General features: G+C 58.8%; 21 protein-coding genes. 5 read left to right on the top strand and 16 right to left on the bottom strand.

Annotation, left to right across the window (positions count from 1 at the left end):
- Positions 1 to 121 precede the first annotated feature (121 nt).
- A complete protein-coding gene (locus tag VEG30_02215; GenBank protein HXZ78713.1) occupies positions 122 to 2,050 on the top strand; it encodes a M61 family peptidase in 1,929 nt (642 codons plus the stop codon).
- A 250-nt stretch (positions 2,051 to 2,300) separates the two neighbouring features.
- Here VEG30_02215 and rplS read toward each other — a convergent pair whose 3' ends face one another.
- From rplS to ffh, 8 genes are all read right to left on the bottom strand, one after another.
- Positions 2,301 to 2,663 carry a 50S ribosomal protein L19 gene (gene rplS / locus VEG30_02210; protein ID HXZ78712.1) on the bottom strand — a complete coding sequence of 121 codons (363 nt, stop codon included), beginning with the start codon at positions 2,661 to 2,663 and terminating at the stop codon, positions 2,301 to 2,303.
- 103 nt (positions 2,664 to 2,766) lie between these two features.
- Positions 2,767 to 3,594, bottom strand: coding sequence for a tRNA (guanosine(37)-N1)-methyltransferase TrmD (gene trmD / locus VEG30_02205; GenBank protein HXZ78711.1), 828 nt, complete (start codon positions 3,592 to 3,594; stop codon positions 2,767 to 2,769).
- Positions 3,595 to 3,638: 44 nt separating this feature from the next.
- Positions 3,639 to 4,235 carry a ribosome maturation factor RimM gene (gene rimM, locus VEG30_02200; protein HXZ78710.1) on the bottom strand — a complete coding sequence of 199 codons (597 nt, stop codon included), beginning with the start codon at positions 4,233 to 4,235 and terminating at the stop codon, positions 3,639 to 3,641.
- A gap of 74 nt (positions 4,236 to 4,309) precedes the next feature.
- On the bottom strand, positions 4,310 to 4,573 hold the full coding sequence (locus VEG30_02195; protein ID HXZ78709.1) for a KH domain-containing protein: 264 nt from the start codon (positions 4,571 to 4,573) through the stop codon (positions 4,310 to 4,312).
- 39 nt (positions 4,574 to 4,612) lie between these two features.
- Entirely contained in the window at positions 4,613 to 4,858 is a 246-nt protein-coding gene (gene rpsP, locus VEG30_02190; GenBank protein ID HXZ78708.1) for a 30S ribosomal protein S16, read from the bottom strand.
- Between the two features lie 235 nt (positions 4,859 to 5,093).
- Positions 5,094 to 7,436 (bottom strand): glycoside hydrolase family 3 N-terminal domain-containing protein, encoded by a 2,343-nt coding sequence (locus VEG30_02185; protein HXZ78707.1) that lies wholly within the window; start codon positions 7,434 to 7,436, stop codon positions 5,094 to 5,096.
- Positions 7,437 to 7,534: 98 nt separating this feature from the next.
- On the bottom strand, positions 7,535 to 8,245 hold the full coding sequence (locus VEG30_02180) for a peroxiredoxin-like family protein (GenBank protein HXZ78706.1): 711 nt from the start codon (positions 8,243 to 8,245) through the stop codon (positions 7,535 to 7,537).
- 13 nt (positions 8,246 to 8,258) lie between these two features.
- Positions 8,259 to 9,617, bottom strand: a complete 1,359-nt coding sequence (gene ffh, locus VEG30_02175; GenBank protein HXZ78705.1) for a signal recognition particle protein — start codon at positions 9,615 to 9,617, stop codon at positions 8,259 to 8,261.
- Positions 9,618 to 9,896: 279 nt separating this feature from the next.
- On the opposite strand from ffh, the gene VEG30_02170 reads away from it, so the two are divergent.
- Together VEG30_02170 and VEG30_02165 are read left to right on the top strand one after the other, a co-directional pair.
- Positions 9,897 to 11,474 (top strand): MraY family glycosyltransferase, encoded by a 1,578-nt coding sequence (locus tag VEG30_02170; protein HXZ78704.1) that lies wholly within the window; start codon positions 9,897 to 9,899, stop codon positions 11,472 to 11,474.
- 78 nt (positions 11,475 to 11,552) lie between these two features.
- Entirely contained in the window at positions 11,553 to 12,506 is a 954-nt protein-coding gene (locus VEG30_02165; protein HXZ78703.1) for a UDP-glucuronic acid decarboxylase family protein, read from the top strand.
- A 49-nt stretch (positions 12,507 to 12,555) separates the two neighbouring features.
- Here the strand turns inward: VEG30_02165 and VEG30_02160 are convergent, their stop codons facing one another.
- The 7 genes from VEG30_02160 to VEG30_02130 all read right to left on the bottom strand — a co-directional run bounded on the left by VEG30_02160 (position 12,556) and on the right by VEG30_02130 (position 20,272).
- The gene (locus VEG30_02160; protein ID HXZ78702.1) at positions 12,556 to 12,957 is read right to left on the bottom strand and encodes a helix-turn-helix transcriptional regulator; all 402 of its coding nucleotides are present in this window, start codon (positions 12,955 to 12,957) and stop codon (positions 12,556 to 12,558) included.
- Positions 12,958 to 13,201: 244 nt separating this feature from the next.
- On the bottom strand, positions 13,202 to 14,605 hold the full coding sequence (locus VEG30_02155; protein HXZ78701.1) for an APC family permease: 1,404 nt from the start codon (positions 14,603 to 14,605) through the stop codon (positions 13,202 to 13,204).
- 198 nt (positions 14,606 to 14,803) lie between these two features.
- Complete coding sequence (locus tag VEG30_02150; GenBank protein ID HXZ78700.1) at positions 14,804 to 15,370, bottom strand: GNAT family N-acetyltransferase; 567 nt, start codon at positions 15,368 to 15,370, stop codon at positions 14,804 to 14,806.
- Between the two features lie 171 nt (positions 15,371 to 15,541).
- Positions 15,542 to 16,771, bottom strand: coding sequence for a J domain-containing protein (locus VEG30_02145; GenBank protein ID HXZ78699.1), 1,230 nt, complete (start codon positions 16,769 to 16,771; stop codon positions 15,542 to 15,544).
- 118 nt (positions 16,772 to 16,889) lie between these two features.
- On the bottom strand, positions 16,890 to 17,078 hold the full coding sequence (locus VEG30_02140; GenBank protein ID HXZ78698.1) for a hypothetical protein: 189 nt from the start codon (positions 17,076 to 17,078) through the stop codon (positions 16,890 to 16,892).
- 202 nt (positions 17,079 to 17,280) lie between these two features.
- Entirely contained in the window at positions 17,281 to 19,206 is a 1,926-nt protein-coding gene (gene dnaK, locus VEG30_02135; protein HXZ78697.1) for a molecular chaperone DnaK, read from the bottom strand.
- Positions 19,207 to 19,552: 346 nt separating this feature from the next.
- The gene (locus VEG30_02130; GenBank protein HXZ78696.1) at positions 19,553 to 20,272 is read right to left on the bottom strand and encodes an FAD-binding oxidoreductase; all 720 of its coding nucleotides are present in this window, start codon (positions 20,270 to 20,272) and stop codon (positions 19,553 to 19,555) included.
- A 293-nt stretch (positions 20,273 to 20,565) separates the two neighbouring features.
- Here VEG30_02130 and VEG30_02125 point away from each other — a divergent pair, with 293 nt between their 5' ends.
- Both VEG30_02125 and VEG30_02120 read left to right on the top strand, forming a co-directional pair.
- Positions 20,566 to 22,623: a S46 family peptidase gene (locus tag VEG30_02125; protein HXZ78695.1), complete on the top strand. Its 2,058-nt coding sequence runs from the start codon at positions 20,566 to 20,568 to the stop codon at positions 22,621 to 22,623.
- Between the two features lie 267 nt (positions 22,624 to 22,890).
- Entirely contained in the window at positions 22,891 to 23,307 is a 417-nt protein-coding gene (locus VEG30_02120) for an ester cyclase (protein ID HXZ78694.1), read from the top strand.
- A gap of 46 nt (positions 23,308 to 23,353) precedes the next feature.
- Here VEG30_02120 and glmS read toward each other — a convergent pair.
- The coding region (gene glmS / locus VEG30_02115) for a glutamine--fructose-6-phosphate transaminase (isomerizing) (GenBank protein ID HXZ78693.1) at positions 23,354 to 24,928 on the bottom strand (1,575 nt) is incomplete at its 5' end.

Here is a 24,928-nt window from a genome sequence, read left to right as displayed (position 1 = left end):
CACCAATGTGGCAGATGCCGGGTTGGCAATAGCCTCGGAGAATTCGGGCCTGTACCTCTGAGCAGCACATAAGATCGCCTATTGCAGGCAACAACGTCCGCCATTTACCCTGACCACGTCTATGCGCCCATGTCCGTTGGTAACTACTGCCCTTCTGTTTTTCTGTATTTCATCCGCAAACTCACAAACCACCCACCGGCAGGATTCGAAGCCACCGGTTTCCCAATCCAAAAAACTGCCCGGCGCGATCACGCTCACCGTCGATGCCAGCGATGTTCCGCGCCGGATCCTGCACGCACGTGAGGAGATTCCCGTCAGCCCCGGCCCGCTCACCCTCGTGTATCCCAAATGGATTCCCGGCGAGCACATGCCCAGCGGACCCATCGATAACCTGGCTGGCCTCAACTTCACCGCTGGCGGCAAGAATGTCTCCTGGCGTCGCGACGATGTGGACATGTTCGCTTTTCACGTGGATCTTCCCGCGGGCGCGAGCACGCTCGAAATTGCACTTGATTATCTGGAGCCCACCCAGGAGAGCGGGTTTTCCGGCGCAACCTCGGTAACCGACAAACTGGCGGTCATCAACTGGAACCAGGTTCTCCTGTATCCGCAGGGAATGACGGCCACAGAAGTCATGTTCGCGCCCCGCCTGCGTTTGCCTGTGGGCTGGAAATTTGGATCACCTTTGGATGTCGCCCGGCAGGGCGGCTTCATCGAGTTCGCGTCGGTGCCCCTTAATACCCTGGTGGACTCACCTGTGATTACGGGGCAGTACTTCCGCGTCGTACCCTTAGCTCCCTCGGAGAAGATCCGCCACCAGATCGACATTGCTGCCGATAGCGAAGCCGCTTTGGCCATTGTGCCCAGGCTCGAGAAGGGTTACACCAACCTGGTTCTTGAGACTGGCGCTCTCTTCGGCTCGCGTCACTATCGTCACTACGAGTTCCTGCTCAGCCTGAGCGACCACGTGGCTCACTTTGGCCTTGAGCACCACGAATCCAGCGATGATCGCGCGGGCGAACGCTATCTTGTCGATGAGCCTGAGGTCACTCTTGGAACGGGTCTCTTCCCGCATGAGTTCACGCACTCGTGGAACGGCAAGTACCGCCGTCCCGCGGGCCTCGCCACTCCTGACTACCAGCAGCCCATGAAGGGCGAACTGCTTTGGGTTTATGAAGGCCTGACCCAATACCTGGGACACATCCTGACGGCGCGCAGCGACCTGATTACGCCTGACCAATATCGTGAGTCTCTGGCCGTGACCGCGGCCTTCATGCAGATACGTCCCGGACGAAAATGGCGGTCGTTGGAAGATACCGCCGTGTCTGCGCCCTTCCTTTACGACTCCCCCACAGCCTGGGACGCCTTGCGCCGCAGCGTCGATTTCTATCCCGAAGGCGATCTCCTGTGGCTCGACGCTGATGTCACCATTCGCCAGCTCACCAGGGGTCAGAAGTCGCTCAACGATTTCTGCAAGCTGTTTTACGGCGGGGCGAGCGGCGAACCTGAAATGAAGCCTTATACCTTCGACGATCTCGTTGCGGCCATGAACCAGGTCGTTGCGTACGACTGGCGCAAGTTTTTCCAGGGTCGCGTGGATGTAATTCAGCCTGACGCGCCGCTGGGCGGGATCGAGAATGGCGGCTGGAAACTCGTGTTCAACGACACCGTCAATGAATTCATGAAAGACGAAGATGATGTGTACAAAACTGTTGAGCTGCGCTACTCAATCGGAGTGTCGCTTACCGAGGAAGGCAAGGTAAGAGACGTGATTCCGGCTTATCCAGCGGCACAGGCAGGCATTGCCCCCGGGATGAAGATCATCGCGGTCAATGGCCGCAAGTTCTCGCGCGGCGTGATCCATGATGCCATCAAGGCTTCAAAGGACGGCAAGCAGCCTATCGAACTTCTCGCCGAAAACACTGAGTTCTATCGCACCTACAACCTCAACTACCACGAGGGCGAAAAGTACCCGCATCTGGTAAAGGACGAAAGCAAACCGGATCTGCTGAGCGAGATTGTGAAGCCCCTGGCAACTCACCCGCAGTAGATCCGGAGAGACTCTTGAGGGTGCCCCCGAGACAATCCTGAGGGTGCCCCACTCTAGCCGTCTTTTGGTTGGGGTGGGGTAGTTCTTGATTTGAGATGGGTCTGCTTTGAAAGGGCGTGGCTTCAGCCGCGCCGCAGACGCCCTTTCATTCTTGTCATCACGAGCGGCCGCAAACTGCGAGGGATCTGCAGTTGCATCGCGAAGCAGCTGTCACTCGAAAAACGTCAACAGAATCGCGACGGACTCACTCTCACTGTGCCTGCCGCGTATCCGCCTCGCGCAAACGAGCCGCCTTGCCACGCAGTCCGCGCAGATAGTACAGCTTGGCGCGCCGCACGTGCGCCGATCGCACCACTTCGATCTTGTCGATGACCTTCGAGTTCAGCGGGAAAATGCGCTCCACTCCGTGACCAAAGCTGATTTTGCGCACCGTGAAGCTGGGCTGCGCCCCTCCGCTGTACGAGATGACCAGTCCCTCGAAGGCCTGCACGCGTTCCTTGTCGCCTTCCTTGATCTTCACATGAACGCGCACGGTGTCGCCAGGCTTGAATTTGGGGAGATCGGTACGCTGCGTCTTGGCGACGAGTCGCTGAATGATCGGTGATGTTGACATGATTCCTCTTCCTTCAATCTTTAGGGTGCCCCATCCTAGCCTTCCTTTGGCTAGTGTGGGAGGGCGAGGCGCAGCCTCGACTGTTCTTGCGATTCTTTGTGCCCTACTTCTTGTCCTTCGCTACTTGCGCCAGCAACTTCATGTCCTCCTCGCTCAAATGCTCCGGATTCAGCAAGTCGGGACGATTGCGCGAAGTCTTGGCCAGCGCTTCCCGCCGCCGCCAGCGGCGAATCTCCTCGTGATTGCCCGAGATCAACGGCTCCGGCACCGCCATGCCCCGATATTCCGCCGGCCGCGTGTAATGCGGATAATCAAGCAATCCGCCCGACACGCACGTCGAACTCGGCCCGTCTCCGCCCAGTTCCATCGCGGCGCTAAAGGATTCCTGCTGCGACGACGCCTCATTGCCCAGCGCGCCCGGGATCAATCGCGTAACCGCATCCACCATCAGCGCCGCTGCCAGCTCTCCGCCACTCAGAACGAAGTTGCCAACCGAAACCTCGCGATCCGCCAAATGCTGACCCACGCGCTCGTCGACTCCTTCATAGCGTCCGCAGATCAGCACCACGCGTTCCAGGACTGCCAACTCGGCTGCCATCTGCTGATCGAACAGCCTGCCTTGCGGCGACAGCAGAACCACCGATTCGCGAGCAGCACCCGCAACGCGCTCGACGCGCGAAGCCAACCCTAGTGCATCCGCACACTCAAAGATCGGTTCCGGCTTGAGCACCATGCCCTCGCCGCCGCCAAACGGGCGGTCATCTACGGTGCGGTGCTTGTCTTTCGCAAACGCCCGCAGATCGTGAATGTTGATCGCAACCAGACCGGCTTCTTTCGCCCGCCGGACAATCCCGTAATCAAACGGCCCGCGAAAGAAATCCGGAAAAATCGTAAGGATTTCAAATTTCATCGCGGCCGGTACAGACATCATTCAAAAACTCTCAAGTGTCATCCTGAGCGACGCGCCCGCTTCGCTTATTTCGGCCCGCGCTCTTTGCGGGTCGCGGGCGCGGAGTCGAAGGATCTGGTGTTTTTCGTTCTGGTCTGACACCCTGTTTCCATAGCCGATCGCAAACCTTGCCGCTTCTTCTCCTCAGCCGTTAGCGGCGAATTGATCTCCAGCATCCCCTCCGGCAGCACCAACTCGATGCGCTTCCGATCCACATCTACCGCCGCGATGTACTCCGCGGCGAACGGGATCAGGTGTTCCTGATTTCCCTTCCGGATCACCAGCAGCGGCGCTTCTCCCGCGCCAAACTGCACCTGCTCGACCGTGCCCAGTTCCTGCGCCGCGGGAAACTCCGGCGCCTTTGCCGAAACCGAGCATCCCACCAAATCGGATATGTACTGCACGCCCGCTTCGAGGTTCGCCCGCTCGCGCGCGGGAATCTGAATCTCAGCGCCGATCAGCGCTTCGGCATCGCTGATCGTATCCACCCCGGCAAACTTCAAAATCAGCCGCGCCTTATGCGGCCAAAACGATTCCAGTTCAAGCTCGCGGCGCGTACCGTTCGCCAGCAAGGCGAACAAGTGCCGTCGTTCGGCAAAAAGCTCCGGGAAATCGCTATGCAGGTCGGCCGCTACTTCGCCCCGGCGTCCCTGCGTCTTGGCAACGCGCGCCAGGGTAATGAACTCTTCCGCGCGGGCTATTCCACGATCTCCAACACGTAACGCTTGCCCGCTTTCTCGCTCACCGCCGCGAGAATGTTGCGGATGGCGCGCGCCGTACGCCCCTGCCGCCCGATCAGCTTGCCCACATCTTCCTCGGGGACTTCCAACTCCAGGATGATTTCGCCATCCTCCTCATAGGGATCGACGAATGTATCCTCGGGTTTCCCGATCAGCGCATGCGCAATCGCCGCCACCAGGGCTTGCGGATTGGGACCGGAATTCTCGACCTTAGGACTCATAATTTTGGTGCTCCCTGGCCGCCGTCCTGCCAGCCAAAGCTAAGCTGCAGGAGTCGCAGCCGGAGCCTTCTGCCACAGCTTCGCCACACGGTCCGACATCCGCGCGCCCTTCGACACCCAGTGCTCGACGCGATCCCGCTTCAACTCCAGGCTTGCCGGGCTAGTGCGCGGGTTGTAGGTGCCGACAATCTCTACGGCACGGCCATTCCGAGCCCGCTCCTTCTCGATTACGACCACACGATAATAAGGCTGCTTGCGCGCACCCACGCGCGCCAGACGAATCATTAGCACGTTAAGTAATTCCTTTTCTTTGATTTCCGGGCGATCGAAGAACGTCCGAGACTTCCTTCCAGGCGATCCGGTCGTGCCCGGCGATCTCTCCGACGCGGGCACAAACGCTTATTATGCCGTAAGTTGCAGGTGTGGGCAAGGGTTTGGCGCAGGCGGTCGTCACGGCTTGTCATCAGGAGGAGAACGTCAGTCCGACGAGGGATGAGCAGCTACTGCGCCCGCATCACAGCTATTCACTAATCTCCACCACCGCCGGGCTCCCCTCCGCCGAATTCGGCGCCACCCACACCTCCAGCTTCGCCGGCTCGACCACATTCTTCATGTCGATATTCCAGAAAGACAGTTCATCCTTTCCCAGCCTGAATTCCACGTTCTTTGACTCGCCCGGCCCCAGCGAGATTTTCTGAAATCCCTTCAACTCCCGCACCGGCCGCGACACACTGGTCCCGGTCTCGCGGATGTAGAGTTGCACAACTTCTTCGCCAGCCCGATCCCCAATGTTTTTCACCTCTGCCGAGACCCGCAGTCCCGCGCCGCCGGCATTCAAAGTGCGCGCGCTGGCAGTCGTCGCGCTCACCGTGGGCGGCAAGTAGGAAAAGCGCGTATACGAGAGTCCATATCCGAAGGGGAATAGCGGATCATTGGCCTCGTCGTAGTAACGGGACTTGAATTTCTGATCGTGGGTCCGGGGCGGACGGGAAAGATCGACCCCGGTAGCAGGTCGTCCCGTCGGCAGATGGTTGTAGTAGAGCGGCTCCTGGCCCACGCTGTGCGGAACCGAAGTGACCAGCCGTCCGCTGAAGTTGGTTTCGCCGAACAGAGCACGCACCAGCGCCGGACCCGCCTGCACTCCCGGGAACCAGGCCTCCACAATCGCAGGAACATGCTCCGCCGCCCAACTGACTGCAAGCGGACGCCCGCTGAAAAGAATCAGCACCACTGGTTTGCCGACGGCGACCACAGCTTCCATTAACTGTTCCTGGCTCGTTGGCAGACCGAGATAGGCGCGCGAGCCCGCTTCACCGCTCATCCATGCGGCATTCTCACCCAACGCTAACAGGACAATGTCGGCCTGCCGCGCTGCGTTTAGCGCCTCGGTGAAGGCCGCATCCGGCGCGCTTTCGATCTCCGTTCCTTTGGCATAGATCACTTGCTTGCCGTGCTTCTGCGCCCAATCCGAAAGCGCAGAGCGAAGCGTGACTGCATCGCCGGGCTTCCCTCTGCCGGCCCAGTTTCCCAGCATGTCGATATTGCTGTCCGCTAGTGGTCCGATCAGTGCGATCTTTTGGAGATTGGCCGGGAGCGGCAGAAGCGAGGCGCCATCCACGGCCTGATTTTTCAGCAGGACCAGAGATTTTTCCGCGACCGTGCGCGCAAGTTCCACATGCGCCGGATCGAGCGAGGTTGACGCGGGGCGTGACTCATCGGCATAGGGATGCTCGAACAGCCCGAGAGCAAACTTCACTCTCAGAATGTTTCGCACTGCGTCGTCGAGGCGCTCCTCGGATACTTGTCCCGCTTTGATCAGGTTTGCCAGATTCGAAAAATACAGATTGGACTCCATATCCATATCGACGCCCGCGTTCATCGACTTGCGCGCCGCCGTGGCTCCATCATTCGCGATCCCGTGAGCCATCGTTTCTCTAATCGACGTCCAGTCGCTTACCACGAGTCCGCGGAAGCCCCATTCCTTGCGCAGAATCTGCGTCAGGGTGAAATAGTTCGAGCTTGCCGGAACCTCATTCAGCGAATTGAAGGCGCTCATCAGCGTAATGCTGCCGGCATCGATAGCAGCACGAAACGGTGGCAGGTAAACCTGGCGCAGCAGGCGTTCGGGAATTTCCGTGGTGTTGTAATCACGCCCGCCTTCGGCCGCCCCATAACCAACGTAGTGCTTTACGCAAGCGGCGATGGAACTGGGATCACCTGGCTCCGCTCCTTGATAGCCGCGGACGTAGGCTCGAGCCATCGCCTGTCCGAGGTACGGGTCTTCCCCGGCTCCTTCAATGATGCGGCCCCAGCGCGCGTCGCGCGTAATGTCTACCATAGGAGAAAACGTCCAGCGCACACCGTCTGCCGAGGCTTCCTGTGCAGCTACGCGCGCGGCCTGCTCCACCAGCGCAGGATCCCAGGTCGAAGCCATAGCCAGCGGCACCGGAAAAATTGTGTGATAGCCGTGAATCACGTCGAGGCCAAAGATCAGGGGAATATGTAGCCGCGACTTCTCGACCGCAATGTGCTGAAAGGCATTGGTTTCCTTCGCTCCGGTTACGTTGAATAACGATCCCACCTGTCCGCGTGCCACCATGTCGTCGTAACTGATGCGCCCGGTGCCCGGGCCTGTGCGCTCCCCAGCGGAATACTGATTCACCTGCCCGATCTTTTCCTCCAGCGTCATCTGCTTCAGCAGCGCCTCAACGCGAGACTCGATGGCCGGATCGTTTAGAGGATCGCCCGCTTCCTTTGCTTTGCCTGTCGTTTCGGTTGCCGATTGCGCAAGGGCGTTGGAGAAAGGAAGAGAAAGCAGCAACAGGGACATCAGGCGGAGGATGCAAACCCTGGCATGTTTCATCGAGACCTCCAGCAAGCGGAGTTGGACGTCTGCCACTGCGCGACGGCGACATAGTGTACCCGACACGGCGTGCGCCTGGAAAATTTGAGTAAATCGATTTACTGGCTGGTGAGGACGGCTACTATTTCGCCTGGTTCGGCGCGTTCGGTATAGTCAGCGCTCATCCAATGCCAGCGGACTGTACCGTCCGAATTCAGAACATAAGTCGCAGGCAAGGGCAGTTCCCAGGCGGGATGGCTGTGGATGAAGGGCAGGTTGATGAACACGCTCTGAAATAACTCTTGCTGATACTGGGGCAGCGAATAAACCAGCCCAAACTGCCGGGCAACGCCGTTGCCGCTATCGCTCAGCAACGGATAACCAAGTTTATGCTGATCGCGCATAAAGCTGTTTTGGCGAACGTCCTGGGGCGAGATTGCAACCAACGAAGCGCCGGATTGCTCGATCTGCGCCAATATCCGATTCAGCGCCTCGGCCTCGGCCACGCAGAAAGGACACCAGCGGCCACGAAAGAAGCTGATCACCAGCGGTCCCCGTGCCAGCAAGTCGCGCGAGGAAACCAGCTTTCCATCCGCATCGGGCAGGGTGAACTCAGGAGCTTTGGCTCCTCGCGCCAGAACTCTTTCCACGATCCCGGAAGACTTCAACTCTTCGGTGACGCGGTCGTTGATCGCCTGCGTGGCCGGCGGAACGTAGTAGCGCATCAATTCCCGGCGCTCGGCCAATTCCGCGGCCAGCGTAGCCTTGATCGGTTCGGATTCAGTTTCGGAAATTCCGCGCCACTTCATTGGAATGATTGGGGCTCTCATCAAACTCGCATCACTACGAGCCCGGCAAGCGCATTCCCGCCAGTTTGCGGGCAAAGCTGGCCTTGCCCATGTCTTTAAACATCTTCTTCATCTGGGCGTACTGCCGCAGGAGATTATTAACCTCCTGTACCGATGTGCCCGACCCACGCGCGATGCGCTTGCGGCGGCTGCCATTGATAACCTCATGGTGCGACCGCTCGTATGCGGTCATCGAGTTGATAATCGCCTCGATGCGCGTAAACTCCTTCTCGTCGACCTTGTCAGCAGCATTCTGCAGACCGGCAAAGGGACCGATGCGCGGCAGCATCCCCAGCAGGCTCTGAAACGACCCCATCTTGCGCACTTGGCGGAGTTGATCGCGGAAGTCCTCCAGGCTGAAGCCGTCGCCGGTAAGCGCTTTCTTGGTAAATTCCTCGGCCTTCTTGCGGTCGATGTTCTCTTCCGCGCGCTCGATCAGCGACATAATGTCGCCCATACCAAGGATGCGTGAAACCACCCGATCGGGGTGGAAGGGCTCCAGCGCATCATATTTCTCGCCCACGCCGATGAACTTGATCGGCTGGCCGGTCACATGACGGATGGAAAGCGCCGCGCCACCGCGCGCATCGCCATCCATCTTGGTGAGAATCACCCCGGTAAGCGAAAGCTTCTTGTGAAATTCATCCGCGGACTTCACCGCGTCCTGCCCGGTCATGGCATCAGCCACGAAGAGGATCTCGCTGGGATTCAACAGGCGCTTGAGCGACTGCATCTCCTCCATGAGTTGCTCATCGATGTGCAGGCGTCCCGCGGTGTCCACGATGAGCACGTCGCAGCCCATAATCGTGGCCTCGCGCCGCGCTTCCTTGGCAAGGCGCTCGACGGTGGCGGTGTTGGCCTCTTCCACGGTGCCCTCGTAGATCGGCCCGCTGATCGCCTTGGCCACCACCTTGAGCTGCTCCCGCGCCGCTGGACGGTAGACGTCCACCGAGACCAGCATCGGGCGATGTCCGCCCTTCTTCAGCCAGTGCGCCAGCTTCCCGGACGTGGTGGTTTTGCCCGAGCCTTGCAGCCCAGCCATCAGAACCACGGTCGGGGGCTGGGAAGTAAACTTGAACCGGGCCGTTTCTTTGCCCAGCAGCAGGATAAGTTCGTCGCGGACGATCTTGACGATCTGCTCGGCCGGCGTGAGCGCAGTCATCACTTCGCTGCCCACGGCTTTTTCACGCACGTGGTCGATCAGTTCCTTGACAACCTTTACGTTGACATCGGCCTCGAGCAGGGCGAGGCGGATCTCCCGCAGAGCCTCCCCAATGTTCTCTTCGGTAAGCTTCCCCTGGCCGCGCAGATTCTTGAACGCGCGCTGCAGTTTCTCGCTGAGATTCTCAAACACATCAACATTATAGAATGCGCAGTTTTCTGTGGCGCGGGCGCCCCGCCCGCTCGCAGTTATGCCCACCCCGAGAAACACAAGTGCTTTTCCTGGGAACCCACCATCACCAAAGGATATGACTAGATGTGTACCACCGAGGCACTATTCCATTGGCGCGCCGTTACTCGAAAGCTATAGTCCAGTTACCTTCCGACCCGCAGCCACGGGTGGAGTCGATTTCGGCACTGGGTGGGTTGTTCGCCGGAACGAATAAGCGGAGAAGCTCGTCAGGCACGCTCAATGGATGTAGCTTATCTAAGTTTATTCGGTGGGGCCCTTGTCTGCTCCTCCGTTCTCACGCACTACATTCGCAACACCGCGATGCGATGGGGCTGGACCTCGCGCTCTGCGGGCGAGCGTGACATTCATTCCAATCCCGTTCCCCGTCTCGGCGGCGTCGCCATCTTTCTTTCCTTCCTCCTGGTTCTGGCCGGCTTTGCCATTTTCAAGGAACTGCACGGCTCGGCGGCTCATCTGCCCGCCCGGACGGTACTCGCCATTTTGCTTCCGGCCACATTGATCTTCTGCCTCGGTCTGGTGGATGACTTTCATCCTCTCTCGCCACGGGTGAAGTTTGGCGTGCAGATAATCGCCGCACTCATGTTGTTCGCCGGCGGTCTGCAGATCGACGTTGTCCCTCTGCTGTTCGGCTATAAGAGCCTCGGTGCGCTTATCACCCTGCCCCTGACGGTACTCTGGGTACTCTGGATTTCCAATGCCTTCAACCTGATTGACGGCCTCGATGGCCTCAGCGCCGGGTCAGCGATGTTCTCCACCCTGGTGGTGTTCGTCGTCTCTCTGTTCAGCAACAACAGCCTGGTCTCGGTCCTGACGGTAATTCTTTCGGGCGCAATCCTGGGATTCCTGCGTTACAACTTCAACCCCGCGACCATCTTCCTCGGCGATTGCGGCAGCCTGTTCTTGGGCTTCATGTTGAGCGCAATTGCGCTCGCAGGCGCACAGAAAGGAACAACCTTGGTGGCGGTGGCTATTCCCATCGTCTCCTTCGGCCTGCCGATCCTCGACGTCGCGCTTTCTGTGATTCGCCGTTTCCTGAGCGGGCAACCACTGTTTCGCGCTGACCGCGAGCACATCCATCACCGTTTGCTGAAATTGGGCTTCTCGCAGCGGCAGGTGGTGACCATCCTCTATGCGGTTTCCGCGCTGCTGGGACTGCTCAGCCTGCTGATGCTCTATCCCAACGGAAGTTCGGTAGGCGTGGTCCTGACGGTAGTGGGCGTCGGGGTGTGGTTTGGCATCCAGCACCTGGGCTATCACGAGTTTGTGGAAGTGGGACGCGTCGCCAAGCGGGCGACACAGCAGAAGCGTGTCATCGTGAACAATTTGGCCATTCGCCGCGCCGCCGAAGATCTGGCCTCCGCCGGTTCCTTGCCGCGAATCTGTCAGATCCTCGAAGTAGCTTTTCGGGATAACGAGTTTGACGGATTCGACCTCCGCATCCGGCCTGGTCAAGCGCGTCAGATGCCGCGGGACTTCTTTCAGATTTATGAGAGTGAGTGGCTGTTCAGCTGGGACAAATCCGGAGATCATCCCTTCCACCGTGAAGGCGGACGGATGTGGCGTCTCAGCCTCGATCTGGGAGTCCTACACAAAGGCCCGGTCGGATCGTTATGTCTTTACCGCGCCTATTCGCAGAAGTCTCTTCTCGTCGACATCAACCTGCTTACCTCCGATTTCTGCGCTACCCTCTCCCAGGCCGTCAAGCGTGGGTTGCAGGATGTGATCGCAGAAGAGGAGCGTGTGGCCAGAGATGAACTGACTGGCAGCAGCCGCTTCTATTCAGTCCCCGGTGACTGATCCGTGTGCATTCCTGCCAGCGATTTCCCCTGATTTATACTGCCGTGGTAATCATAGAACCAAGCTGGGGTGCAAGGAATGCGAGTTCTAGTCACGGGAGGAGCCGGTTTTCTCGGTTCCCACTTATGCGACGCTCTGCTGGCCGAAGACCATTCCGTACTTGCGGTTGATAACCTGCTCACCGGCCGGACAAACAATCTCGAGCATTTGAAGCATGAACCCCGATTTGAGTTACGACAGTTAGATATCTGCGAAGAGTTTGATCTCGGCAGAGTGGATTACGTCTTCCATTTTGCCTGTCCGGCGAGCCCTGTGGATTACATGGCTCACGGTATTGCCACGCTGCGGGTCGGCTCCACCGGCACCATGAATACTCTGGAACATGCCAAGCGCTACGGCGCAAAGTTTTTCTTGGCGTCCACCTCAGAGTGCTACGGCGACCCCCTGGTCCATCCCCAGGTCGAAACCTACTGGGGAAATGTGAACCCAGTCGGTCCACGATCGGTATATGACGAAGCCAAGCGTTTCTCGGAAGCCGTAACCGCCGCCTACCGCCGCTACCACAATATGGATACCAAGATCGTGCGCATCTTCAATACCTACGGTCCGCGCATGCAAGTCAATGACGGCCGCGTGATTCCCAACTTCATGAAGCAGGCCCTCACCGGCGCCGAGCTGACCGTGTACGGCGACGGCAGGCAGACCCGTAGCTTCTGCTACGTGCAGGATGAGATCGAGGGCATCATGCGTCTGGCGAAATCCGAAGCACATTCCCCCACCAATATCGGCAACCCCAACGAGTTCACGATCCTGGAGTGCGCCAAACGAGTGTTGGAGATCACCGGTTCCAAAAGCAAGATTCGCTTCGAGCCGCTTCCGCAAGACGATCCCAAGCAGCGCCGACCCGACATCAGTAAAGCAAAAAAGCTGCTCGGCTGGGAGCCGAAGGTAGATTTGGACACGGGTCTGCGCCTGTCGCTGGATTATTTCCGCAAGGCAGTGGAGAAGTCGGTGGAAGTGGCTCCTTCTTGATTGTCAGCACGAGCGGCCGTTTTGCTGCCAGGGCCTGCGGGCAGCACCCCTACTTCCGCTCTTTGCTCCCCGGAGCCGGCGGACCCACAGGCACCCGCCGAACCGGAACAATCGCCCCTTCCGTTGATTGAGCTTGAGACATGCGGCTGAGCATCTCGCTTTGCAGGGCGCGCATGAAGTCCTGCATCTCTTTCTGCATCTGCTCCATGCGCTCGCGCATTTGCAGGATGATGGCTATCCCGGAGATGTTCACCCCCAGATCCCGCGCCAGTGTCAAGATGAACTCCAGCCGCTCCAGGTCTTCGTCCGTGTAAAGCCGCGTGTTGCCCTCGGTCCGCGAGGGCTTCAGCAGTCCTTCGCGTTCGTACAGACGCAGCGTCTGCGGATGGATGTCGTACATCTCGGCCACCGCCGAAATCATGTACGCGCCTTTGCCGCGCTTCTTAGGCACTTAGAAATCCCTTGCTGCGCTGACACTTTCGACTGCGCGGAGTCGAATGATTTTTGGACTGTCATCCTGAGCGAGGGCCGGGTACACCACTACCGGCCCGAGTCGAAGGATCTGGTGTTTGTAGCGCATGCCCGAGATGCCGACGATTTCACACATTTATACCCTCTATCTAATCACAAACGTGCACCTGTGGCCGCAACGCGACCGTAACGACACGTGTTCTGACGCTGCGATCAGAAGCTCTTCAGCCCTGCGCATCCGGCGTCGCCCCTTCCGTCGGCCGCAGCTGCCGCCACGCAGCCCGGATTCCGTAGGCCGCAACTCCCGCAGCCATCAGCAACAAACCAACACTAAACGAGCTCATTCCCAGGATCTGCTCGTGCTCGCTGCGAATTACCGAAAATCCCAGGAGCACGGTCGGCGCGACTCCTAGCGCGACGACTCCCAAAATTCCGCCCGGCACTCGAAACGGCCGCGGCAGATCGGGCTGCGTGATTCGCAAGACTACCAGGGCGATAAATTCCAGCAGCAGACTGGAGCCGTATACCAGAATATCGATCGTAACCAGCCGTTCGAAACCCAACCCCAGACAGAGCGCCCACGTCGTGGCGCAAACCAGGATCGCCACCCAGGGAGCTTGGGTCCGCGGATGCACCCTCGCAAAAATGCTCGGCAGCAGGCCGTCCTGCGCCATCGCCAGCGGCAGGCGCGAATAGCTCAGGACCAGGCAATTAAACATTCCGAACGCGCTGATCATCCCTCCCAGAACGACTGCAAGGCGCAGCCCGGGTCCGCCGACCAGGCCCGCCAGATCCGCCCACGATCCCGTCTCCCAGGCATTCGGGGAGATGCCAGTCAGCGACATGGCAGCCACGGGAAGAATGTAGCTGAGGGCGACAATCACTACCGCCGTCAGAATGGCTCGCGGATACGTGCGCTGCGGTTCGTCGACCTCGGCTGCAATCGTCGAGGCGTTGTCCCATCCCATGTAATTCCACATGGCGACCAGCAGCCCGCCAACCATCCCCACTGGCACGCCGCCGGGAGCGCTGTGAACCAACGCCCCTGAAGCCAAAGCGCCATGCTTAAAGGGCGCCAGCAGAACAATTAACGCGAACGGCGCGGACAGCAGCAGAAACATCCCCACCGACGTTGTGGCCACAACTCGTATTCCGGCGATATTCAGCAGCGCGCAAAGCGCCACCAGCGCCACGCCGAGCATCACTCCGCGATGCCTAAGCGACAGCGCCGGAACCATGCGCGTCAGGTATGCGACAAAGAGCGTGGGATAGATCGCCATATCGAATATGCTCGCGCCGAGCGACAGCCAGGCTTCCTGGAACCCCCAGAAGTCTCCCATCGCACGCCGCACCCAGGCGTAATAGCCGCCTTCGGCGGGAATTGCACTGGAGAGCTCGCCCATCATCAGCGCCGTCGGCACACTCCACAGCAGCGGCGTGAGCAGCAGGATTACGATCCCCCGCAAGTAGCCGGCTCCGCGCACGATGTCCTCCGTGCCGTATGCGCCACCCGACACCATGAAGAAGGTTGCTATGACCAGGGGCCAGAAGCTGAGCCTGCGCAGACTGTTTCGCTGCCGGGGCGGCAAATTCGATTCAGGCGAGAAGGAAGCGGCGGAATACGTCAATTTCGATCGCGTCCTCCTAAGAGCACGTCTTGCGGAAGTGTGATGCGCAGAATAGGGCGGAGCGATAGGAAGGTAAAGCAAAAACTAACGAGGATTGTCATCCCGAGCGATGCGCCGGTCGCTTTCATGACCCGCGCGTTCTGTAGGTCGCGGGCGTAGAGTCGAGGGATCTGCTTTTCCTGTGCAGACGATGTGGCATCAGGTTCGAGGCGCGCCGTCTAGCGTCATCTGCTTGCGCCACTCCTGCTCCCCGATGGCATAAATAATATGGGGTACGTGGTGCCACGGAATCTGGTGATCGATCTCCAGACCGTTCTTTTCCGCCACCCGGCGGGACGGCAGATTCTCCGGACGGATCAGCGAGATCACCCGTGAAACCCGCAGGTTGCGAAACGCATAGTCTATGCAGGCGCGAGCAGCTTCGGTGGCGTAGCCCCGTCGCCATTGATCGCGGCGCACGTGGTAGCCCACCTCGATCTCCGGCCTGCCTTCCACCAACTGCCGAACCAGACCGCAATCTCCGACAAGTTGGCCAGAGGTCTTGAGAGCTATACCCCATAAGCCGTATCCATCGTTCTCGTAGCGTTCCAGGTTACGCTCGATCCATCGCTGCACGCCCTGGCGCGTGAGCGGCTCGGGATAAAACTGCATGGTGATGGGATCCCCCAGAACCGCGAACAGGGCTTCGCTGTCGGAAAGCGTCAGCCGGCGCAGGAAGAGCCGCGGAGTCTCGAGGACGATTCCAACCTGACGGGAGGGGGTCATCGTAGACGAAAATGCGGACGGATTTTAATCGTCATCCTGAGCGACGCGCCGTAGCTTTTGCCGACCCGCTCTTTTTGCGGGTCGCGGGCGCGGAGTCGAAGCATCTCGCGTTTTCGGTTTCACTGGGTATTACACAACTCACCTGACTACCATTTACCCGCTTGCAATTTGCTACACGTTCTTGAACAGCTCCTGCCGGGGATCCTCAGGATTCAGCTTGGTGAGTTCGCGCAGGATTTCCTTCGACCGCTCATCACGAATCTGTGGCACCACGATCTTCACTTCCACGATCTCGTCTCCGCGAGTTCCTTCCCGTGTTGCTGAGGGGACGCCTTTCTCGCGCAGGCGCAGTTTCTGCCCGGACTGCGTGCCGGGCGGGATGCGAAGCAAGGCGCGGCCGTCAATAGTAGGAACCTCAACCTTTCCACCAAGCGCAGCTTCCGTCGGGGTGATGGGAACCGTCAGATAGATGTCGTCTCCTTCGCGGCGAAACACCGGATGCTCTTCCAGCCTCACGATGATGTAGAGATCGCCCGGTTCGCCACCGTGCAGACCGGCATTTCCTTTCCCCGGGATGCGAATGCGCTGTCCGTCGCGAGTGCCCGGCTTAATGCGGATCTCGAGCGGCTCGGTGCGGTTTACCGTGCCCGCCCCTGAACAGATCGGGCACACGCTGCGGTCCTTGCCTGAGCCGCCACAACGCGGGCAGGGGACATTGAACTTCATCCGGCCGCTGGTCTGCGTAATAGTTCCCTTGCCCCCGCACTCCGGGCATGGCCCGGGCTTTTCAACGTAGCCCGTGCCGTGGCAGTTCGTGCAACTATCGGAACGCGTAATATTCAGGCGCATCACGCCGCCGCGGATCGCCTGCCAGAAAGGTACCGTGACCTGGTATTCCAGATCGCTGCCCGGTTCAGGCCCCTCGGGCTCAACACTGAAACCACCCCGCCCACCGCTAAAGATGTTGGAAAAAATATCGCGGAAGCTCGATTTCCGCCCGCCTGCCTGCGCGCCCGTTTCCCCGACGTCAGAAAAATCGAATCCGCTGAAATCAAACGGCACACCTTGCGCCGAGCCTGTGCCCGCTCCGCCGCCCGGAAAACCACCGCCAGGAAAGCCACCTCCCTGGGCCGCACGGGCATAGGCCTCGGCTGCTTTGGGATCGATATTGTCGGAGTAATAGCCGAGTTGATCGTATATCTTGCGCTTCTTAGCATCGCTGAGGACGTCATTAGCCTCGGAGATGGACTTGAAGCGCTCTTCAGCGGCTTTGTCTCCGGGATTCACGTCCGGATGGTATTTGCGCGCGAGCTTGCGGAAGGCCTTGCGGATCTCATCGGCGGAGGCAGACTTTTTCACGCCGAGAATCTCGTAGTAGTCCTTCTTGGTCGTGGTCGCCATTAATTCGCAGTCAGCACCGCAGACAAGTCGCCAGCGAAAATCCTGAGGGTGCCCCGTTCAAGCACAGCTTGGCCGGGGTTTTTGTTCTCGGACTTCATCCTTTACAAACGCCGGGGTTCTAAACAGACCCGTTCGCGTCCCCCTCTTCGTTCACTGGAGGAATCACGAAGCGCTCGATATGCTCGGCGGCATCATGCACCACCGGGATTTGGCGCAGCCCCGCCGCTGAGTCCTCCAGCACAAACCACTCGTCCATCCCGGGGATGAAATTCACAAAATATCTCTGACCATTCAATTCAATCTGCATTCTGTCGTTCTTCCTGATTCTTTGTCTTTTGCTGACCATCATCGTTTCTATTCCGGCGCGTCCTGAAAAATTGGTTGCCGCGGACCGGCACAGCCTCAACGGATCAGGTTTTATCCCTTCGGATCCGTGTCCATCCGCGGCGAACTTTTCAAATCCCTCTCTCGAGGAATATTAGCAGCCGGGCCGAAGCCCCGCTCCCCCATTACTTTTTCTCATCCACGTCGACGTATTCCGCGTCGATGACGCCTTCGTCTTTCTTCGCCTGGCCGTCACTGCCCGGCTGAGGACCGCCCGCCTGCGCCCCCGCGCCCGGCTGCCCCGGCTGCGCGGTGGCCTTGTACATCTGCTCCGCCAGTTTATGCGAAGCCTGGGTCAGGCGATTGCGTGCCGACTCCATCTGCCCCTTGTCGTTTGACTCCAGGGCTTTCTTGGCATCGGCCAGCGCAGCTTCGACCTCGCCTCGCTCCGAACCGGAGATCTTGTCTCCGTGCTCGCGGAACATCTTCTCCACGCTGTACACCATGGAGTCGAGCTGGTTGCGGGCCTCGATCTCCTCGCGCTTCGCTTTGTCCTCGGCTGCGTGCGCGTCGGCTTCCTTCGCCATGCGCTCGACCTCGTCCTTGCTGAGACCCGAAGACGACGTAATCGTGATCTTCTGGTCCTTCTGCGTCGCTAGGTCCTTGGCCGTCACGTTCAGAATGCCGTTGGCGTCGATGTCAAACGTGACCTCGATCTGCGGCACACCACGCGGAGCTGGCGGAATTCCACTCAGGTGGAATTTGCCCAGCGTCCGGTTCTGCCCCGCCATCGGGCGCTCGCCTTGCAATACGTGCACCTCCACCGACGTCTGATTGTCAGCCGCGGTAGAGAATATCTCCGACTTGCGGGTCGGAATCGTGGTATTGCGCGGAATCATCGGCGTCGACACACCGCCCAACGTCTCGATCGAGAGCGTCAATGGAGTGACGTCCAGCAGCAACAGATCCTTAACATCGCCGCCGAGCACGCCGCCCTGAATCGCAGCTCCGACAGCTACCACCTCATCCGGATTCACGCCCTTGTGCGGATCTTTGCCGAACAACTCCTTCACCAGCGCCTGAATACGCGGCATGCGCGTCTGACCGCCCACCAGCACGACTTCGTCGATCTTGTCGGGCGTAACCCCCGCGTCGCTCATGGCCTGCTTGCACGGGCCAACCGAGCGCTGGATGATGTCTTCCACCATCGACTCCAGCTTGGCGCGCGTCAGCCGCTTCACCAGGTGCTTGGGACCGCTAGCATCCGCCGTAATGAACGGCAGGTTGATCTCGGTTTCCATCGTGGTCGAAAGCTCGATCTTGGCGCGCTCAGCCGCGTCGCGCAGACGCTGCAGGGCCATCTCATTGCCCTTCGCCCGCAGGTCGAGACCTTCATCTTTCTTGAACTCGTCAATCAGCCATTCCACGATGCGCTGATCGATGTTGTCGCCACCGAGGTGGGTATCGCCGTTGGTGGACTTGACTTCAATCACGCCTTCGCCGACTTCCAGAATCGAAATGTCGAAGGTTCCGCCGCCGAAGTCATACACGGCGATGGTCTCATCCTTCTTCTTATCGAGACCGTACGCCAACGCAGCCGCCGTGGGCTCGTTGATAATGCGCTTCACGTTCAGACCGGCGATCTGCCCTGCATCCTTGGTAGCCTGTCGCTGGGCGTCGTTGAAGTACGCCGGCACCGTGATCACGGCATCGGTGACCGTTTCACCGAGATAATCTTCAGCTGCCTTCTTCAGCTTCTGCAGAATGAATGCTGAAATCTGGGGTGGGGTATATTCCTTCCCCTGCGCCATTACGGCCACGTGGTCGCCAGATTTCACGACCTTGTAGGGCACCATCTTCATTTCTTCGCTGACTTCGTCATAGCGGCGCCCCATAAAACGCTTAATGGAATAAATCGTGTTTTGCGGATTGGTAATGGCCTGGCGCTTCGCGACCTGCCCGACCAACCTCTCACCCGATTGTGTGAAAGCGACAACGGATGGCGTGGTCCGCCCGCCTTCCTCGTTAGGAATCACTTTGGGCTCGCCACCCTCCATTACCGCCACCACGGAGTTCGTCGTGCCCAAGTCAATACCAATAATCTTCGCCATGGAGATTTCCTCCTCCTAAACTTATAAGTGCTTGATCTTTAGCTGGTTGGCCATCGCTTCGGCTTACAATAACGATATGCTAGAACCTGAGTGTCTTACAGTCAAGTTCTTAGATGATGTTGAAGCATAGGAAGTTGCGGGAAAGTGAGGCCAAGGATGCCAGCCGTAAGCCGTTGAAAATAAACTCGCCTGTCCTCCGAAGCGGATGCCCCACGTTCGCCTTTTTTCGCCTAATCTCGGAGGTCCAGCTCTACAGAAAAGCCACATCTCGCCCAAGGCGACGCGCGCCGCGGCCTGTTTCCCCATGAGTGGGTTCAGAGCTGATTGCTGACTGCTGGTTTATGCCTTAGTCAAACCGCTCGTACACGATGGCCTTCCGATCCCAGCCCAGGCTCTTCAGTAGCTCCCGGTTGGCCTGAACCATGTCGCGCAGCCCACAGATGTAAGCATCCAGGCCGTGCCGCCCTTCGGCCAGTTTGCGCACGTGCTCCTGCACATATCCGGTCGCGCCTGGCCAGGTGGCATCCTCGCGGCTGAGAGTCGGGATGTAGTGGAAATTGGGATGCCGCCGCGCCAGTTCCAGAAATTCGTCGTTGTAATAGAGGTCTTCCTGATAGCGGACGCCGAAGACCAGCCAGAACTCGCGTCCCTCGTGGCGTGCGGGATCGGCGAAGAGCCAGTGAATCATGCCGCGAATCGGCGCAATACCGGTTCCCGTGGCAATGAAAATCGAGCTACGGGGCGGGTTCTTGAGAACAAAGTAGCCATGCGGGCCGTGAAACTTGACCGCCTCGCCTTCCGCCAGGTCGCAGAGAAAATTGGAAAAGAAGCCATCAGGAACCCGATTCAGGCAAAGCTCGAAGGTGCGATCGTTGCGCGGGGGCGAGGCAATCGAGTAGGCCCGGGTGATTTCGTGCCCGTCGTGCATGGCACGGATCGACACGAATTGCCCGGCGTGGAAGTCGAAACGCGGTATCTCCTCCACCTCAAAGTGCAGGTGCCGGGTGGCAGAGGAAAGCGGTACCGCCTGGCGCAATCGCGCCGTCAAAATCTCACGATTCGACATTCTTTATCTTGAGAAAGCCGCCCAATTTTCATTATAGGGTTCACTTATTTGATTCGGCGAGCGCACTTTTGGTTCACGCCTGTCTGTCACTTCAGAGTCCACCCGAATTCGATCACCCGATTGTCAATTACCCGATTCCCCGACTCCCTTAAGGGTGCCCCGTTCAAGCGCAGCTTGGGCGGGGTTTTTCTTTCCGGACTTCATCCTTTTGACCTCGAACCTCACCCGGCGCTTCAGTCCGGGAAGTCCAGGCGGCCTATCCCGCTACAATACGGTTCACCAGGAGCTCACTGATGAAAGTTCTCTCCAGAGTCACGCTCATCCTTCTCCTCACTACTGCAGCCCTTGCCGACGAAGGCATGTGGACCTTCGACAATCCCCCCACCCAGCTCATCCAGCAGAAATACAATTTCGCCCTCACCAAGGACTGGCTGGACCACGTCCGCCTCTCCTCCGTGCGCTTGAATGATGGAGGCTCGGGATCATTCGTAAGTCCGCACGGGCTGTTGCTGACCAACCACCACGTGGCCCGCGGTCAGCTCCAGAAGAGTTCGACCGCCGAACACGACTACATTAAGGACGGCTTTTACGCCGCCACCTCCGCCCAGGAAATGAAGGCACCCGACCTCGAAATTAATGTCCTGGTCTCCACCCAGAACGTCACCGACCGTGTACAGGCCGCGCTCAAAGGAAAGCAGTCCGCTGAGGAGCAGTTCAAAGCGCGCGAGAGCATCATCGCCGAGATCGAACGGGAGAGCCTGCAAAAAACCGGTCTTCGCTCTGACGTGGTCACTCTCTACCAGGGCGGAGAATACTGGCTCTATCGCTACAAGAAATACACCGACATCCGCATCGTGTTTGCGCCCGAGCAGCAGGCCGCCTTCTTCGGCGGCGATCCCGATAACTTCACCTATCCCCGCTACGATCTCGATATGGCGCTGTTTCGCGTCTATGAGAACGGCAAGCCGATCAACAGCTCAAATTACCTGAAGTGGAACCCCAAGGGCGCGGTTGAGGACGAACTGGTTTTCGTCAGCGGTCATCCCGGCACCACCCAGCGCCTCGACACCGTTGCTCAGCTTACTTTCGAGCGCGATTACCAGCTTCCCACCGCTCTTAGTGTGTACCGCGACCGCATCGCCGTTATGCAGCGCTTTTCCGCCACCAGTCCCGAGCATGCGCGCGAAGCTGCCAGTCTGATCTTCTTCCTGCAGAACGGCGTCAAGGCGCTCAGCGGTGATCTCCAGGGTCTCGAGAATCCCCGCGTTATGGACAAGAAGAAGGCGGAAGAGGACAAATTCCGCTCTGCGGTAATGAGCAACCCGGAATTGAAAACGCAATATGGCAGCGCCTGGGACGATATCGCGGCCGCTACACAGAAAATGAGTTCGCGCATCAAGGATAGCTTCTATCACAGCACAGATTCGCAGCTCTCACGTCTGGCGGCCACGATTGTCGACTACGTCGCTGAGATCAAGAAGCCGGATGGTGACCGGCTTCCCGGGTTTCACGAATCTCAGCTCGATTCGCTGCGCCTGGAGATGTTCTCACCCGCCCCCATTTATGCCGACATGGAAATCGCGCGCATCACTGGCGCCCTTCATCGCGATCTTGACCAGCTCGGACCCGACGATCCCTTCCTGAAAATTGTGCTCAACGGAAAAACTCCGGAGCAGGCGGCCGCCGATCTGGTCGGTGGCAGCAAGCTGCAGGATCCGCAGGTCAGAAAAGCGCTGGTCGATGGCGGCCAGCAGGCAGTCGATGCCTCCACTGACGCCATGATCGTCCTGGCCCGCAAGCTCGACCCCATGCGGCGCGAGTTCATCAAGTGGGTGCAGGACAACGTTCAAAGCGTGGAGCAGCGCGGCGGCGAACAACTCGGCCGCGCTCGCTTCGCTCTCTACGGCAAGAGCACCTATCCCGATGCCACCTTCACCTTGCGGCTCTCCTACGGGCAGATGAAGGGATACCCCATGAATGGCACCATCGCTCCCGCCAAGACTACCTTCTATGGACTGTACGACCGCGCCTTCAGCTTCAATGATCAGGCTCCGTTCGACCTGCCCCGCCGCTACCGTGACGCAATGAAGACCCTCGACCTCGCGACGCCCCTCGATTTTGTAACCACCAACGATGTGGTCGGGGGCAATTCGGGATCGCCGGTCATCAATAAACAAGGTGAGATCGTGGGCCTGATTTTCGATGGCAACATTGAATCGCTTGTCGGCGATTACGTGTATGACATCGAATCCAACCGCTCAGTTGCTGTCCACACTGCGGCCATGACGGAAGCACTGCGCAAGCTATATGGCGCAAGCAAGCTGCTGGATGAACTCACCGGCGGAAATTGAGCGCAGTGCTAAAGAACAGTGTGAAATAGCATTTTTGATTCAATGGCGCGAGTCTATTTGGCAGCTGGTTTATGGGCTCATGCTGAGCGGAGCGAAGCATTTATGCTTTTTCAAAATTCGCCGGATTCCCCAATGCCCTGAGGGTGCCCCGTTCAAGCGCCGCTTGGGCGGGGTCTCCTTCTACGCACTTCAAACTTGAACATTACACGATATCAGCTTCCCTCGATTACAATTTACCCCACTCCACGATTTCTTTGAGGGACTACCATGAGCGCCGCGAATATCGAGTACTGGGGCATAAGCATGTCGATCGAGGAAATGAAGACCTTCGTTCGCAACCACTTCGAACAATTCGTAAACCGCAAGAATCTCGACATCGCGGATGTGAACTTCGCCCGCGATTTCGTGGATCACGGAGCCGACGTACCACCCGGCACCCCGCCCGGTCCGGCAGGAGCGAAGCAGTATGTGGGAAGTGCCCTCAAGAAATTTCCCGATCTGAAGGTGACCCTCGAAGACATCATCGCCGAAGGTGATAAGGTCGTGGTGCGAAACGTCTGGAGATGCACCGATCCTGACAGCGGAAAGAAAATTCAGTTCGGCGGGATCGTCATTTGGCGCATTGTGCGGGGCCAGCTGTCTGAACGCTGGGCCTACCTGGAAGCTCCAAAACCTGCTTCGTGAGCCCCAAAAGCTAACTTCAGATTACCCGATTACACGATCCGCCGCCCTACTCCACCGTCACCGACTTCGCCAGATTTCGTGGCTGATCCACATCGCATCCGCGGCGAACCGCGATGTGATACGCCAGCAGCTGCAGGGGAACGATCTCCAGGATCGGTGAGAGCAACTCCGGCGCTGCCGGCACAAACACGGTCTGGTCAGCAGCCTCGCGGATCTCATCATCCCCCTCGGTCGCAACCGCGATCACCCGGCCCGAACGCGCCTTCACTTCCTTTAGATTCGAAAGCGTTTTGTCGTATCGGACCACCGAGCCCGGATCTTCCTTGTCGCGCGTGGCGATGATGACGACCGGCAGGTCTTCATCAATCAGGGCGTTGGGGCCATGCTTCATTTCGCCGGCGGGATATCCCTCGGCGTGAATGTAGGAGATTTCCTTCAGCTTCAGCGCGCCTTCCAGCGCAATGGGATAGTGAATGCCACGGCCAAGGAACAGAAAGTCCTGCGCACGTTGGTACTCCTTGGCCAGGTCCTCGGTATCCTCTTCGTGCGCGAGCAACGTTTCCAGCTTGCCCGGCAACCGGTTGAGTTCGGTAATCAGCTTCTTGGCTTCCTCCGGATTCAGAGTGCCGCGCACTTCTGCCAGATAAAGCGCAAACAGGAAAGCAGCCGTCAGTTGCGCCGTGAATGCCTTGGTCGAAGCTACACCAATCTCGGGACCGGCATGAGTGTAGACCGTCCCATTGGCTTCGCGCGTGACCATCGAACCGACCACGTTGCAAATCCCCAGGGTCTTCGAGCCTTTGGCTTTTGCCTCACGGAGGGCGGCAATCGTGTCGGCGGTCTCACCCGATTGGGTGATCAAAATGGTGAGCGTGTCCCCATCGAGAATCGGGTCGCGATAGCGAAATTCGCTCGCATAATCCACTTCTACTGGAACACGCGCCAGCCGCTCGATCATAAACTTCCCGGCCAATCCAGCATGCCAGCTGGTGCCGCAGGCGGCGATGTTCACCTTGCGCAGCCGCTTGAATTCAGCTTCCGTAATCTCCATGTCATCGAGAAAAACCTTGCCGCTATCGAGCGACACCCGCCCCAGCGTAGTGTCGCGCACGGCGCGAGGCTGCTCGTAAATTTCCTTCAGCATGAAATGCTTGAAGCCGCCCTTCTCCGCCATGATCGGATCCCAGGTGATGTGCTGCACCTGCCGCTCCATGGGACGCCCATCAAAGTCAGACAGCTTCACGCCCGCGGGTGTAATCACCGCAAGGTCACCATCGGCAAGGAAAAACAAATCACGTGTGTGATAAAGAATTGCCGGTACATCAGACGCAACAAAGTATTCATCCTTGCCTAGCCCGATGACCGCGGGCGGGCCATTGCGCGCAGAAACGATCTTGTTGGGTTCGTCGGCGGAGATCACGGCGATGGCAAAGACTCCCGTCATCTGCTTCACTGCCTTACGCACCGCTTCCTCCAGCGGTACGCGATTGCCGTTGCCTTTTAGCGGATGGAAGTACTTTTCCACCAGATGGGCGATGACTTCCGTGTCCGTCTCGGTTGTGAAGCGATGGCCTTCCTCGGCGAGTTGCCGCTTGAGCGCGACATAGTTTTCGATGATCCC

It is taken from the genome of Terriglobales bacterium (genome assembly GCA_035624455.1).
GTDB lineage: Bacteria > Acidobacteriota > Terriglobia > Terriglobales > Acidobacteriaceae > DASPRM01.
Note: the sequence above shows the minus strand (reverse complement) of the source record. Positions and strands in the feature narration are given on the sequence as shown.

Excerpts from the sequence above, each read along its gene's own strand:
- VEG30_02215 (HXZ78713.1), top strand. The coding sequence starts at position 122 with ATGCGCCCATGTCCGTTGGTAACTACTGCCCTTCTGTTTTTCTGTATT.
- VEG30_02125 (HXZ78695.1), top strand. The coding sequence starts at position 20,566 with ATGAAAGTTCTCTCCAGAGTCACGCTCATCCTTCTCCTCACTACTGCA.
- VEG30_02170 (HXZ78704.1), top strand. The coding sequence starts at position 9,897 with ATGGATGTAGCTTATCTAAGTTTATTCGGTGGGGCCCTTGTCTGCTCC.
- trmD (HXZ78711.1), bottom strand. The coding sequence starts at position 3,594 with ATGATGTCTGTACCGGCCGCGATGAAATTTGAAATCCTTACGATTTTT.
- VEG30_02120 (HXZ78694.1), top strand. The coding sequence starts at position 22,891 with ATGAGCGCCGCGAATATCGAGTACTGGGGCATAAGCATGTCGATCGAG.
- dnaK (HXZ78697.1), bottom strand. The coding sequence starts at position 19,206 with ATGGCGAAGATTATTGGTATTGACTTGGGCACGACGAACTCCGTGGTG.
- VEG30_02165 (HXZ78703.1), top strand. The coding sequence starts at position 11,553 with ATGCGAGTTCTAGTCACGGGAGGAGCCGGTTTTCTCGGTTCCCACTTA.
- VEG30_02180 (HXZ78706.1), bottom strand. The coding sequence starts at position 8,245 with ATGAGAGCCCCAATCATTCCAATGAAGTGGCGCGGAATTTCCGAAACT.
- rpsP (HXZ78708.1), bottom strand. The coding sequence starts at position 4,858 with ATGATTCGTCTGGCGCGCGTGGGTGCGCGCAAGCAGCCTTATTATCGT.
- VEG30_02195 (HXZ78709.1), bottom strand. The coding sequence starts at position 4,573 with ATGAGTCCTAAGGTCGAGAATTCCGGTCCCAATCCGCAAGCCCTGGTG.
- VEG30_02140 (HXZ78698.1), bottom strand. The coding sequence starts at position 17,078 with ATGCAGATTGAATTGAATGGTCAGAGATATTTTGTGAATTTCATCCCC.
- VEG30_02145 (HXZ78699.1), bottom strand. The coding sequence starts at position 16,771 with ATGGCGACCACGACCAAGAAGGACTACTACGAGATTCTCGGCGTGAAA.
- VEG30_02185 (HXZ78707.1), bottom strand. The coding sequence starts at position 7,436 with ATGAAACATGCCAGGGTTTGCATCCTCCGCCTGATGTCCCTGTTGCTG.
- rplS (HXZ78712.1), bottom strand. The coding sequence starts at position 2,663 with ATGTCAACATCACCGATCATTCAGCGACTCGTCGCCAAGACGCAGCGT.
- VEG30_02150 (HXZ78700.1), bottom strand. The coding sequence starts at position 15,370 with ATGACCCCCTCCCGTCAGGTTGGAATCGTCCTCGAGACTCCGCGGCTC.
- VEG30_02130 (HXZ78696.1), bottom strand. The coding sequence starts at position 20,272 with ATGTCGAATCGTGAGATTTTGACGGCGCGATTGCGCCAGGCGGTACCG.